This is a genomic window from Clostridium sp. FP2, assembly GCF_011065955.2.
Taxonomy (GTDB): domain Bacteria; phylum Bacillota; class Clostridia; order Clostridiales; family Clostridiaceae; genus Clostridium_AD; species Clostridium_AD tagluense.
In genome coordinates, this window is record NZ_JAAMNI020000001.1 from 1,729,279 (window position 1) to 1,743,616 (window position 14,338).

The 14,338-nt window shown below is 28.8% G+C and carries 8 protein-coding genes; 3 read left to right on the top strand and 5 right to left on the bottom strand.

Annotated elements, in window-relative coordinates:
* Window positions 1-60 precede the first annotated feature (60 nt).
* The gene (locus G9F71_RS08015; RefSeq protein WP_164948734.1) at window positions 61-5,502 is read left to right on the top strand and encodes a diguanylate cyclase; all 5,442 of its coding nucleotides are present in this window, start codon (window positions 61-63) and stop codon (window positions 5,500-5,502) included.
* Window positions 5,503-5,569: 67 nt separating this feature from the next.
* Here G9F71_RS08015 and G9F71_RS08020 read toward each other — a convergent pair whose 3' ends face one another.
* The 4 genes from G9F71_RS08020 to G9F71_RS08035 are packed head-to-tail and all read right to left on the bottom strand — an operon-like array spanning window position 5,570 to window position 9,479.
* Window positions 5,570-6,733, bottom strand: a complete 1,164-nt coding sequence (locus G9F71_RS08020; protein WP_164948735.1) for a DHHW family protein — start codon at window positions 6,731-6,733, stop codon at window positions 5,570-5,572.
* Between the two features lie 22 nt (window positions 6,734-6,755).
* The gene (locus G9F71_RS08025; RefSeq protein WP_164948736.1) at window positions 6,756-8,162 is read right to left on the bottom strand and encodes an MBOAT family O-acyltransferase; all 1,407 of its coding nucleotides are present in this window, start codon (window positions 8,160-8,162) and stop codon (window positions 6,756-6,758) included.
* Between the two features lie 29 nt (window positions 8,163-8,191).
* Window positions 8,192-8,677, bottom strand: coding sequence for a DUF4358 domain-containing protein (locus G9F71_RS08030; RefSeq protein WP_164948737.1), 486 nt, complete (start codon window positions 8,675-8,677; stop codon window positions 8,192-8,194).
* Window positions 8,678-8,702: 25 nt separating this feature from the next.
* Entirely contained in the window at window positions 8,703-9,479 is a 777-nt protein-coding gene (locus tag G9F71_RS08035) for a GDSL-type esterase/lipase family protein (RefSeq protein WP_164948738.1), read from the bottom strand.
* 202 nt (window positions 9,480-9,681) lie between these two features.
* On the opposite strand from G9F71_RS08035, the gene G9F71_RS08040 reads away from it, so the two are divergent.
* On the top strand, window positions 9,682-12,933 hold the full coding sequence (locus G9F71_RS08040) for a DEAD/DEAH box helicase (protein ID WP_164948739.1): 3,252 nt from the start codon (window positions 9,682-9,684) through the stop codon (window positions 12,931-12,933).
* Between the two features lie 53 nt (window positions 12,934-12,986).
* Here the strand turns inward: G9F71_RS08040 and G9F71_RS08045 are convergent, their stop codons facing one another.
* Window positions 12,987-13,694, bottom strand: coding sequence for a tetratricopeptide repeat protein (locus G9F71_RS08045; RefSeq protein ID WP_164948740.1), 708 nt, complete (start codon window positions 13,692-13,694; stop codon window positions 12,987-12,989).
* Between the two features lie 216 nt (window positions 13,695-13,910).
* Here G9F71_RS08045 and G9F71_RS08050 point away from each other — a divergent pair, with 216 nt between their 5' ends.
* Window positions 13,911-14,315 carry a hypothetical protein gene (locus G9F71_RS08050; protein WP_164944871.1) on the top strand — a complete coding sequence of 135 codons (405 nt, stop codon included), beginning with the start codon at window positions 13,911-13,913 and terminating at the stop codon, window positions 14,313-14,315.
* Window positions 14,316-14,338: the final 23 nt, after the last annotated feature.

The window sequence follows — 14,338 nt, forward strand, 5'->3', positions numbered from 1 at the left end:
ATTAATGATATGTTATAATGTAAATATATAGTATATTTGCAATTAAGGATGTGTTGGTTAATGAATTTAATAAACAACAGATATAGAATAATTACAAATTTAACGCAAGATAGGATTAAATCATCCTACCTTGTTTCTGATGTGATAAATAATCATGAAAAAATACAATTAAATATTATTAATTCTGAATTTGCATCAGAAAGTTTGATAAATTTTTATGTAAATGAATTTACAACACTATCAACTATAAATCATGCAAATATAAGTAAAGTATTTGACTTTGGTCTGGTTCATTCTATTGATAATAAAAAAGTAAGTAGTAGTGAATACTTTTATACAAATGATTACCTAGAAGATACGGTGAAACTGCATGAATTAATTACCAATATAAATGAAAATGAAATTTTGGGAATATTTATGCAGTTATGCAGTGCATTAAATTATCTGCATATTAGAGGTTTTATTTATGGAGAAATAAATATTAATAATATAATGATTTCACATAAAAACAATGAATATAAGGTTAGTTTTGTAGATTTACCAACAATAGAAGCCCAAAATCAAAACTATGATCAGCACAATATAGGACAACTCAACTTTAAATCACCTGAGTATCGTATAGATAATAAAAAAACAATAGCGGCAGATATATATTCATTGGGAGTAGTATTACTTGTCTTATGTAAAATTGACGTGCATCAAAATTTAAATATAAATCAAAGCATTTTAAAATTCGAGAATAAGGCTGAAGATAAGTGCCACGAAAGTAGTGAAGCCTCAGATTTTTATAGTGATTTAATGATAATTGTAAAAAAAATGACGCAGCAAGATTTAGAGCAGCGATATAGTAATATAAATAAAATTGTTCAAGATGTTAATGAGATTTTTAATAAAAAATATGTGGCTTATATAATTGGTGAAATAGAAAAACTGAATTTTAAAACTAAAATAGTAGGTAGAAATGCTGAAATTAAAGAAATAATAAGTGCTTATTACAATTTAATTGTGCCTAATGCATTAAATAAAATTATTTTTGTTCATGGTGAACAAGGAATTGGTAAAACGAGACTATTAAAAGAAATCCAGCATTTGCTTTATTTGAAAAAAGCTAATGTATATGCTAGTTTTGCCATAGAAAATCCACATAGTAAAAGTAATAAAGCACTTGTAGATATATTAAAGAAAATAATATCATTGTGTGATGAGGAAATAGTAAAAAGGTATCAAAGTGAATTAATAAAATTCATTCCGGGACTTGGTGCGGAAAATAATATTGTGGCTTCAGAAAATTTAGTAGGGGAAAAAGAAAAATATAGGTTAATTAGTAGGGTATATAGCTTTATTAAAGATTCTACTAATAATAAACCTACCGTATTTATCATTGATAATGCTCATTGTTTAGATAAATTTTCATTAGAACTTTTAGAGTATATAAATTTACAAAATAACAATGAGCAAAATATAATGATTATTTTATCATATAACAATGCTGAATTTATTATAAATAATAAACTCCAGCAATTATCAAATAAAAAGTCTAGGAACTTGAATCTTGATTTAAAGAATCTAAACAATGAAGAAACGGCTATTATGATTCAACAAATACTTAGTATGCCTAAAGCGCCTATTGACTTTGGAGAAAAAGTTTATGATAAAACCTATGGAAATCCGCTATTTGTAGAAGAAACATTAAAAGATTTTATGGCTAAAAAAATCCTTTGTATAAATAAGAATAATGCTAAATGGCGTGTTCCTTTTGAAACTGTTGATGAATTACCCATTGCATCAACAATGGAGCAAGCATTGTTGAATCAAATTAAGCAAATTAACAAAGATAGCTATGAAATTTTAAATACTATAGCTATTTTTAATACCGCTATTTCAATCGGAGTAATTGAAAAGGTTTTCAACACTTCTAAAAAAAGAATAGAGGGTTATATTGATAGATTATGCTCTAAAGGTATTTTAATTAAAAAAATTGAGGATATGGGCTTTGTATTTGATTTTTATAATAAAGTGCTTAAAAATCTAATATATAATAGATTAAGTGAAGAGCAGAGAAAAGTGAGACATCAGTTTGCAGCTTCTGTATTAGAAAATTTATATCAAACTCAAGGGCGAGAATATAAAGAGGAACTTATATATCATTTAGAAAAGGCTAATGATAAGGAAAGGCTTGTGAAGTATTGCCTTGAATTTGCAGAAAAAATGAAATCACTTAGAATAATGGATGAAGCAATTTCTAAGTATGAAAAAGTATTATCCCTCTTATCTGATGAAGATAGTCAAAACAAAAAAGCGGAAATTATTCTTAAAATAGGGGATATTCATTTAGAAATGGGAAATTTATCAACTGCGCTAGAAACTTATAAAAAAACCTATAGATGTTCAATGAATTTAGTGGAAGTAAAAATCCAAGTTGATTGTGCAAATAAAATTGCATATACATGTATAAGAAGAAATGAAGTAGAAAAGGCAATGCAGTATATAAAAAAATGTGAATCACTATTGCTAAATGTTGAGTACATGGAAGGCTATCTTGAAAATAAAAAAAATCTTGTTAATGTATATACTGCAAAACAGGATTACCAAAAGGTCTATGAAATATGTACTGGTTGTATAGTAAAATGTGGAAATCATTATATAAAATACAAAGGGCTTATGTACAATAATCTTGGGATAATGTACTCAGAAACTTCTAGAGTAATTGAGGCCTTAGAGTGCTATAGAAAGGGGCTTTCGTACTTTGAAGAAATAAATTACCCGGAAGGCATGTGTCGTTGCTTAAATAATCTAGGCGTGATTTATGGAGACCATTATGGAGATAGTGAAACAGCCATTAGCTATTATAATAAGATCATAGTAATTTCGCAGGAAAATAGTATTATAGAATCAGAGTTAATTGCTTTAGTTAATTTAGCAACTAGTTACTGCGATAAATTTGATTATGATGCTGCATTAAAATACTTTAAAGATATACTGGTAAAATCGAAAAACATTGAATTAGAAGGTAACATATTTTATACCTACAACTATCTTTCCTACGTTTCTTTAAAAATGGGCAATAATAAGGAAGCATATGAATATCATTTACTAGCACAAAAGGAGCTAGAACAATATCCTATACAAGGTAAGGATATCTCGCTGTATTATCAGATGGGAGCAGAAATTTATTTTGGAATAGGGGATATTAAAGCAGCTTATGATTTAATAAAAAAGGCCTTGGAAATATATAATAATGATGGTACAACTCAAGATGGTAATAGTAAATTATTATTATTTGTTTTAGAAATATATAAAACTGAAGGAATAGAAGACTTAAAGAAAAGAATTGAATATGTAAAGGCAATAATCCAGGGATATAAGAATAATACGAATAAAATTAATGGACTATATGAGGTTTGTATAGTTTTGTTTGAAAAAGGATATGAGGAAGAAGCCACTAATTTATTTGAAATCCATTCTGCTAGTGAACTTGATAGTTTAGTTGATATAGTTAATATTAAAAAATTATATTTAGAAGGGTTAATATGTAAAGACAAAGATAAGATAGATAGTTTAATATTAGCCTTAGATTTATCTAAAAAAATTAAAAATAAATTTTTTCAATGGAAAATCTGTAGTGCTATTGGAGACTACTATTTTTCGCAGGTGGATTATTTTTATGCAGTAAACTATTACTTTGAAGCCTGCGAGATAATTAAAGATTGTACGCTACAACTACCAGAGCAGTTAAGAACTAATTATATTAATTCTTTTAATATGATGAAGCCTTTTAATATGATTAAAGGGGTAAGTAACACCTATGCATATAACAAGTTGTGCAATTGGGAAGAGAGTAGAATCAATATTTCAAACAATATGGATTTAACAGCTCTTTTCGATTACAGTGCTTTTAGCCAAATTTTAAGTAATAAAAGTTTTATTGAATCAGCTCAAAAAATATATAGTTCCATTCTACCAGAGGGGATTCATAATATAAATGACATAATTACCAATATGTGTGAGGAGCCATTGAAAATATTAGATGTGATTACAAAACTTATTTCAAGTATTGTACTATCTACTAGGAGTTTAATTATTTCTGAGGGGAATAACAATGAATACTCAGTTGTTGCTTCTAGTGATGGGAATCATGATATTACAGATATAAAACTAATTTTACAAAGAGTACGGGAAAGTAAAAATTTTATATTAATTAGTGATGGCTTTAATAGCACAAAAAATATAGAATTCAGAATTATTCCTAGTGGTATGAAAGCAATAATGTGTATACCAATTTTAAGAAAGAATCATTGTTATGCAGAAAACTCAAAGATTGCGACTGAAAGAGGTAATGAACCATTTAAATTGGAAAATATAAAGGGGTATTTATATATGGAGTCTGACAGAGTGCTGAATAATTTTAATAAGGAAAGCTTGAATAAATGTTCCGACTTAACCTCATTTATAAGTTTCATAATGGAAAATTATTTACTCCAAATCAGTTCTTCCATTGATAAGCTAACAGGAACACTTACAAGGCGATTTCTCGAGGAAGCACTATCTGAAAATGTTGAAAAGGGTAATGGATCTTTAGAAGTGTTCTCAATTATAATGTTTGATTTGGATGATTTTAAAGGTGTCAACGATAGGTTTGGTCATCAAACTGGAGATCAAGTACTGAGAGATGTTAGTAAAATCGTTATGGATTCAATTAGAAAGATAGACGTATGTGGACGATATGGTGGAGAAGAATTTATTGTTATTTTACCTGGTACAGATACCACTGATGCAAATGTCGTTGCTGAAAGAATAAGGCAAAACATTGATAATAAGAAAATACTAGGTTCTAAAAGAGAGTTAACTGTGAGTGTGGGTATTGCTACTTACCCAAAACATGGAAAGTGGAAAAAGGAATTGGTAGAAAAAGCTGATCAATCACTATATGTGGCTAAGGCGAAGGGTAAAAACAGATGCCAAATCTGGGAAGATAAGTTTCACGGCATCGTAAAGGGTAGTGATAAACTATCAGGAATAGTGTCAGGAAATGTAGTTCAAGATTCAAGAAATGTACTAGCCATGGTAGAGTTAATCCAAATGATTAAGGAGGATTGTGATTTTGAAACCAAAATATTCAATGCACTTGGAAGGATAATTGAAACTACTGAGGCACAAAATGGTATGTTGTTTATAGTGAATAAAAATGAAATTACTGAAAAATTTGGGAGAAAAATTTTTAAGGAAAATTGGATTGAAGTTAAAGGCTATAGTGGAGATATAATCGATTCTGTAATTAAAGATAAGCAAGGTAAATGCATAATAGATTGGGACTCTATAATAGATTACGATTTAGTAACTGGAATGCCAAATTGGAAGTCTGTCTTAGCTGTCCCTATAATTAAATCAGGAATTGTCCGTGGGATACTTTATCTAACTGTTCCTATTAAAGTTAAGGAGTTTAAATTTGAAGATTTAAATTTTGTAAATACTTTGGGTCAGTTGTTAGTGGGTATGTTGTAAGATGTTTAAAAGCAGTAGAAATCTACTGTTTTTAAACATCTTATCTATAATATTTAAGAAGATTCTATTATTCATAGTTACTAATATTAAGTATTGATTCATCTTCAAAAAATGTATTTGTATTATAAAGCATTAAAACATCTGTGATATTATAGTCTTTTATTAAAGTGTTTACATCATCTGAATAATATCTTAAATCAACAACTATTATTTCACTAAAATGAGAAGTTAAAAAGGGTATAAAACAGTTGGCATAAGAATCCTTTATGACTAAAAGATTCTTATTATTAAGGTTCATAGTACTTGTCTTTATAATAGGATGATTTCCCCCTAGAAATACAGAGTACTTATCTTTGGTATTTAAACTGCTTGAATTAAATAAACTGGTACTCTTTTTTTTCTCATCAATGTAATTTACTAATATATCTTCGTGAGTTTTTGGTAAATATACATTAATTATGTCACTATCTACATTTTTGACTCCAGCTCTTGAGTAAAGTGTTCCGTAAAATTTGTTATTAACCTCATTAATATCATAATCACTTATATCTTTTGGTGTTATTCCTGAACTTTTACAAAATTCTAAGTATGCATAATAGGCTCCGTCTGTTGTCCAATGGTGGTCAGTTTTATAATATATGTATTTGTCCTTATTTTTATTTAATGTATCAAAAACATTTATTGATTTTATATCTTTATCTAAGCCAGAATAAAATTTATTTATATACTGTAGTTGATTCTCTACTGGAGCAAAGGCAGGTAATTTATCTTTTAAAACCTCTACTTTGTTCGGAACTAACATAATATACTTAGATAATTCTTTGTTGTCATGACTGAAAGTATTTATAGCTTTTAGTTTTTCAGCAAAATCCTCTTGGGATGGCTTATTGAACTTATCTATTAAATAGCTATCATCGCCTAAATATACATCATTATTTTCTTTTTTTCCAGTAAGTATCTCTGTTCTTGATTTTACATTTATCCAAAAGTTTCTAAGTATAAATTGATCTGAGATGTACTTTTCATACTTTGAAGTAAACCTGTTATGTAACAAATTATTTATCGTAAATTTAGGCTTATTCTTAAGCTTTCTATTCTCCTCCTCGGAAAAATCTTTGCTGGGAACTATAATATTTAATATCATTACACTAAATATAAATGATAAAAATATTAAAGTAAGGGATTTTATATATATCCTATTATATTTTTTTCTATTAGAATTAAATTCCATATTTATTATCACCTTTTCTTATCTAAAATCTAAAGTATAAGAATGGATTAAAGCTTTGGTTTACAAGGTATGCCGTAGATAAAAATAGTATGAAAATACGATTGAAAGCCATTACTATGGCACCTCTTGCATTAAAGCGACTTTTAATCTTTCTATCAAAATTGTACATAACTGGGGTTGCGCAAAGTACTGCTACTGCAAATATAATGAAGTTTGTATAAAAATAATATATAGCTGTATTATCGCTAAAGGCATTTCCGCTAAGTCCAAACATTACTTTTATATAACTTAGTGCATCACTTAATTTATTCATATCGAAAAATACCCATCCTACTATAACAATTATCATGGTATATAAATTTGAAATGCACCTTGGAAGTTTTTCTAAAAGCTTTCCTAGAAGGATTTTTTCGGAAAATATAAAAAATCCGAAATATAGTCCCCAGAATATAAAATTCCAACTTGCTCCATGCCATAATCCTGTTGCAAACCATACTATAAATAAGTTTCGTAGCTGCTTTATTAATGGAACCCTGTTACCACCTAAAGGAATATAAAGGTATTCTCTAAACCAACTTCCCAGAGATATGTGCCATCTTCTCCAAAATTCAGTCACACTTCTTGATATGTAGGGATAGTTAAAGTTTTCAATAAATTCAAAACCAAACATTTTTCCAAGTCCTATTGCCATATCAGAATATCCACTAAAATCAAAATAGATTTGAAGTGTAAAGGCTATGATTCCAAGCCAAGAGGATATAACTGATACACTTGAAACTTCCATGGATTTTATAATTGTCCAAACCATTCCTATGTTGTTAGCAATCAATACCTTTTTTCCAAGACCTAGTATAAATCTCTCTATACCTTCTGAAAATTGATTGATATTTTCTTTCCTATTTTTTAATTGGCTGAATATATCGCTGTATTGCACTATTGGACCTGCAACTAGCTGTGGAAACATAGTTACATATGCCCCGAAATCTATAATGTTCTTTTGAACCTTTACTTTATTTAAGTACACATCTACTACATAGGATATAATCTGGAATGTATAAAATGATATCCCAACTGGTAAAGGAAGCTTTTGGACAATTATATCTAATCCAAATAATGCATTCATATTATCTACTAGGAAACTAAAATATTTAAAAAAAGCTAATATTCCTAAATTAACAGCCAGGGTATTTATAAATATTAGCTTTGAAAGCTTCTTACGTTTTCTATGTTTATTTATAAGCAAAGTACTTATATAATCAAATATTATACTAAAAACCATAAGGCTTATGTACAGGGGCTCTCCCCAGCCATAAAATATAAGGCTTACAACTAAAAGAGTAAAATTTCTTATTTTCTTTGGGGAAAAATAATATACTGTAAGGGTAAGTGGTAAAAATATAAAAATAAATATTAAACTACTAAAAACCAATTATAGCCACTCCGATTCATGTCGCCATTTTATTTGAAACTTTCATTAACGGCGGTTGTTATTTTATCTACATCCTTTGATACATTTAATATTATATATTTTCCTTTAACCTCTAGATTATGATTTTCCAAAAGTTCGTATTGATCTGGACTATAATCTTTAAAGCTGCTGGATTGTTTCTCAATTCTGCTTTCAATACTTTCTAGTAAATCATCTATATCATCTTGATTTTTAACCTTTAATATAAGTATTTCGTTTGCTTCCATATTGCTCTTTGGCGCATACAATGCAAAATCCTCTAATCCTGTAGTGCTTATGGAATAAAGCTTTCTAAGCTTAGTTTTATTACCTTTTTCCATTGGTGATAAATCTGAAACCTTTTGAATACAAGCTATTATCTCAGGTATTTCAGGATTTTTGGTTTGGATGAGAGCGCAGCCTTGAAAAATTGCGCCTATAAAAGGAACTAAACATAAAATGTATATTTTATTTGGTATTCTTATTTGTATCTTCATATTTATCATCCTTATATAATTAATATTAATTCTCTAATTGACTTCTTAAATAATCTAACCATAATCCATAAAATTTCATAGTGAAATGCATACCATCTGGTTCGTATATATCTTTTATATCACGAGCAACAGAGCGTATATCTATGTAGTGCACATTTTCTTGCTTAGAAACTTCAATTACTTTTTCCACAAATTTATCTATTCTATTTTGTGAAAAATTTTTATCTTTATTCTGAACTTTAGCTTGTACAGGCGTTAAAGATTGAAGGTATATTTCAGCACTAGGAAATGTTTGTTTTATATCTTGTATAAGTTTAATATAGTTATTTTTAAAATCATCGGGGTTTTCAAACAAACTTAAGTCGTTCATACCATAAAGTATAAATACTCTTTTGGGGTTAATGCTAGATAATTTACTTACTTCCTCCTTTGCGGTTACAACATTTAGTCCTTTTTTAGCTAAAACAGAAGATTTATTTACTATATTATAAAAGTCTAAGCCTTCAGTTATAGAATCTCCCATAAAAACAGATTTTTCAAAGTAAATTTTATTGCTTGTTTTTGTTAAATTAACATCACTTTTTTCATGGTTTAATTTATGATTTTGGGTTATTTTGTTCTCAACATCAGCGGTATTTACCTGCTCTAACTTTTGCAAAATAATACAATTTTTTTCTAGTAGTTCCTTTCCCTTCGTATACTTTAAAAAAGATTTTACTGAAAAATAACATAATATTAATACAGTTAAAAGAATTAATTTAGGCAGGATTTTTAATCTTTTTTTCTTTTTATTATTTGTCATATTATTACCTCGTATAACATAATTCTACAAAATATTTATAATGTTTTTTTAGCCTATTCATAGAATATACTATTTTCGAAACATAATGATTACAAAATAGTTAATTTTCTAAGAGTTAATAAATTTTATATGCAAGTTTTTAATATTTCTTATTTGTGATATAATAAAAGGATTAGAAATTCTAAAGAACTAGGGAGAAAATATGTTAAAAGAAGATATGGTATTGCAAATATTTAATGAAGGAACTAGTGGTAAAAATCATGCAGGCGGGCAAAGGGTTCTTAATAATGATTTGGTTTCTTCTGTTGATATTACAAATGAAGATAAATTAATATGCATAGAAGGAAATGTGATTTCGGAGAAGCTTTTTAATGAATATCACACGAAGATTGAGATGGATACAGAGAGAAAAAGTATTTTTACTACCTCCTGTAGTTGCTCTGATTTTGAAAATAATGAGTTTAAAAAAGAAAATTATTGTTGTAAGCATTTAGTGGCTACCTTTTATAGTGCAGTTGAGGATTTAGCCAGTCATCCGCTTTTAAAAGAAGAGGATGTGGTGGGCCTTCCTATATTTAAAAATAATAGTAATGTATTAGCTATGCTTTTAGGGGATGAAAAACATAAGGATGAAACTAAAATAGAGGTTTACATAAATAAAAATCAGTGGACTAGTAGCCTTAAAGCAGAGTTTAAAATAGGATTAAACTCTATGACATCTAATAATCTTTACATTTTAAAGGATATTAATCACTTTTTATTAGCCTATGATAATAATATTCCTATCTACTATAGTAAAAATTTCACTTTTAATAGGTCAGATCAAAGATTGAGCACAAAAGATAAAAGGCTTGTGGATTTTATTGAAATGTTAAAGAGTATGGAGGCCTCCCAAAGGTACATTAAAAGAAGTGAAGATCGTTATATAGATGGGAAAAACATAAATATTCCTAAATTTTTAACACGGGAATTTTTTGAAATTATAACTAAGCATAGGGTTTATTTAAATGAAGGCTTTTTTTCAAGGCCTGTAGACACCGAGATTTTATATGAAGTGCCAGCCCTAGATTTTGATTTGAAACTAATAAAAAACAATTATGTGCTTAAATCTTTGAACGGAATGCCTGTGGCTTTAGGTTCTAAAAACGATGTTTTTTTGTATGGAAGCAATATATATCTTCCGGATTATGAGTTTTGTTATAAGATAAACCCTTATCTCCAAGTTTTTAATGAGGCCAGGGTGGTAACTATGACAAGCCTTGAGGAGGAGAATATATTAAGACGGCTTGTTCCAGATCTTAATTTTTTATCACCTCATGTTACACTATCAAAGTCCATCAAAGACAAGATAGTGATGAGTAAGTGTGGGTTTAATTTCTACTTTAATCAAGAAGGAAAAGATGTTACCCTTACATTAAAGGTGAAATACGAAACTTTTGAGTTTAATATTTTTGAGGATTGCAGTGAGAAAATAATATATAGAGATTCAAAAAAAGAAGCTCAGACGACTTCAATTTTAAAAGCCTTTGGATTTCAAGAAATAAAGGATAAGTTTTATTTCACAAAAGGCGAGGACTATATATTCAAATTCTTTAAAAGTGATGTGGAAAAACTTCAAGAAATAGGAGACGTTTATTACTCTGAAAACTTTAAAGGGATAAAATCTTTAGGGAAGTCCGGGATTAGTGGGGATATTAAAAGTGGAAAATATAATTATTTTGAAATGGATTTCAAAATAGGAGATATTAAGCCAGAAGAAAGTACAAATATATTAAGGGCCTTTAGAAATAACCTTAAATACTACAAGCTAAAAAGTGGTGAGTACCTTGACCTGGAAGAACTGGAGCTTAATAAATTCTTAAAGCTTTTAGATGTTATGACCCCGGCTCATATTGAAAATAATCATATTGAAATATCAAAAAGTAAGGGTGTTTTTCTAGATAGTTATTTAGAGGAAAATAAAATTAGATATATAAAAGGAAAAAAAGAGTTAAAAGAAATAAAGGATAAGCTTAAAAATGTAGAAAAATTGAATTTTAAAGAGCCCATGGATTTAAAGGGTAAATTGCGAGAGTATCAAAAAGTAGGATACAATTGGTTTAAAACTTTAGATTATTTAGGGTTTGGTGGAATTTTAGGGGATGAAATGGGTCTTGGTAAAACCATTCAAGCTATTACTTTTATATTAGCCAGTGAGGGAAGTAAGACTTTAATTGTAGCACCTACTTCCTTAATATATAACTGGATAAGTGAGTTTGAAAAGTTTGCACCTAGGTTAAGGGTAACTGCTGCTAATGGTATAAAAGAAGAAAGAGATGAAATAATAAATAATATAGAAAAGTATGATGTTATTATAACTACTTATAATCTATTGAAGAGAGACTCCGAAAATTATAAGCTATTAGAGTTTGACTATTGTATATTAGATGAAGCACAAAACATAAAAAATCCAAACTCTCAAAACGCAATAGCCGTGAAAGAGATAGTGGCAAAGGCGAGATTTGCTCTGTCTGGTACACCAATAGAAAATTCTCTTATGGATTTATGGTCTATATTCGATTTTATAATGCCAGGATACCTATATGATGAAAAGAGATTTAGTGTAAGATATCATAAAAAACTTAAGGAAAGTCCTGAAATATTAGAGGATTTAAATAGGCTTATAAAACCTTTTATTCTAAGGCGGAGAAAAAAAGATGTTTTAAAGGAATTACCTGATAAAATAGAAAAAGCACTAATAGTGAGCTTTGAGGAGGAGCAAAAGAAAGTTTATAAAACCTATGCAAACCATGCTATGGAGATTATTGAAAATAAAGTAAAGAGTGACGAGTTTAAAAGCAGTAAAATAGAGATACTTTCTTATATAACAAAGCTAAGACAATTATGCCTAGATCCTACAGTGCTCATGAATGATTATAATGGTGGTAGCGCAAAGATAGAAGCACTAGTTGAACTTCTTCATAAGAGCATAGAGGAGGGGCACAGGGTCCTTGTTTTTTCTCAATTTACTTCTGTCCTTAAAAATATACAAAAGAGACTTACATCTGAAAAAATATCCTTTAGTTACTTGGATGGATCAGTTCCTTCAGAGAAAAGAATGAATTTGGTGAAATCTTTTAATGCTGGCGTAAACTCTGTATTTTTAATAAGCTTAAAGGCTGGTGGCACAGGTCTGAATTTAACTTCAGCAGATGTAGTAGTTCACTTTGACCCTTGGTGGAACCCAGCAGTGGAAGAGCAGGCAACAGATAGAGCTCATAGAATAGGTCAAAAGCATGTGGTGGAAGTTGTGAAGATTATAGCTAAGGGCACCATAGAGGAAAAGATTTTGTCACTTCAAGAGGAGAAGAAAAAGCTTATATCCTCTCTTATGGGAGATGAAATGGGAAGCGGTGAAGGCTTTTCAGCCTTAAGCGAGGAAGAGATATTTGGATTGTTTGAAATGAAGGAGTAATCATGCATAATGCATTTATAAAATGCTCCCATTTCACAAATGGGAGCATTTGGTTATTTAACATCTATAGTCATGTTTTTTAATACAGTATAATGACATTTATACCATTCATTATCAGGTTCTATTTCATAGGCTATTTCTGCAAATCGTAAGGCCATTATGTTATTTCCCATAGCCATATATACTTCAGACTTTCCAAAGTAGGCAGCACTTTTACTTATATCAATTTCAATTGCCTCATTATATATTTCAAGAGCTTCTTTTTTATTGCGAAGTGCTAGTAGCATACTAGCTTTACCACATAGTGCCTCATAAAAATCAGGACACAGGTTTAAGCAAGTTTCAAAGCATTCTAAAGCCTCTCTAAAATCATTAAGAAGAGCTAAGAACTCTGCTTTTTTAAAATATATGTTTATATTTGAAGCATCCATTTCAAGAAGCTTTTCGCAATAGTAAACGCATTTATCAAAGTCACCAGTTAAATCATGTATGTCAATTAACTTCCAATAGCCTTTTGCATCACCAGGAACTAGTTTTAGATACTTTTTTATGCATTTTTCCGCTTCGCAGGCTTCATACATATCAATATGAGCTTGACCTTTCACAAGATAGGCCTGTGCATATTCATTATTTAAAAAAATGGCTTTATCAAAGTCTTTAAAGGCTTTCTCAATTTCTCCATCATTAAAAAGCCCTTTGCCTCTTTCTATATATTCGCGAGCTAGAGTATCATTATTGTTTAAATTAATATTATTTTTCATTAACCTATTCCTTTCATGTATCTTCATATATTACAATTATTGACACAAAATAAAACAGTATACATGAAATCCATATGGAATAAAAGTTTTTTTGATTTTATATATATAAGGTTCAGACTTGTTATTTATATGAATGTGTTTTATAATATTTCTAACAATTACATAGCTTTGGACAAAATAAGAAAAGGAATAAGTTTATATTAAGGGGGAACTAACATGGGGAAAATTGTTAAATGTTCAATAATAATTTGTGATGATTTTAATGGTGTGCTCATTGCAGCTAGGGGTAAAAAGAAATTACAAAAGATATGGAGTATTTTTGGTAAAGATATAAAAGGCAAGGAAACTTCGGAACAATGTGTTACTAAAACAATAGATAAAGATTTAAATTGTACTATATTTGATCTTGCGCCATTTAAAGAATATGTTTTAGATAAAGACAGTGGAGATACTTTATTGGTTTATACTGGCAAGGTTAAACACTATATAAATAAGCACAAGGACATAAATCAAATTAAGTGGATTACTGAAAGAGAATTGGATATGTATGATTTTGCTAGTGGTGAAAAAGAAATACTAATAGATTTATTTAACGATATTTCAGAAGGAAAGACTTTTTAGTAATAGTATTTAATATTTTTTGA

What these genes read in the sequence shown, in the direction of transcription:
- G9F71_RS08015 (WP_164948734.1), top strand. Translation starts at nt 61, where the DNA reads ATGAATTTAATAAACAACAGATATAGAATAATTACAAATTTAACGCAA.
- G9F71_RS08020 (WP_164948735.1), bottom strand. Translation starts at nt 6,733, where the DNA reads ATGGAATTTAATTCTAATAGAAAAAAATATAATAGGATATATATAAAA.
- G9F71_RS08030 (WP_164948737.1), bottom strand. Translation starts at nt 8,677, where the DNA reads ATGAAGATACAAATAAGAATACCAAATAAAATATACATTTTATGTTTA.
- G9F71_RS08035 (WP_164948738.1), bottom strand. Translation starts at nt 9,479, where the DNA reads ATGACAAATAATAAAAAGAAAAAAAGATTAAAAATCCTGCCTAAATTA.
- G9F71_RS08040 (WP_164948739.1), top strand. Translation starts at nt 9,682, where the DNA reads ATGTTAAAAGAAGATATGGTATTGCAAATATTTAATGAAGGAACTAGT.
- G9F71_RS08045 (WP_164948740.1), bottom strand. Translation starts at nt 13,694, where the DNA reads ATGAAAAATAATATTAATTTAAACAATAATGATACTCTAGCTCGCGAA.
- G9F71_RS08050 (WP_164944871.1), top strand. Translation starts at nt 13,911, where the DNA reads ATGGGGAAAATTGTTAAATGTTCAATAATAATTTGTGATGATTTTAAT.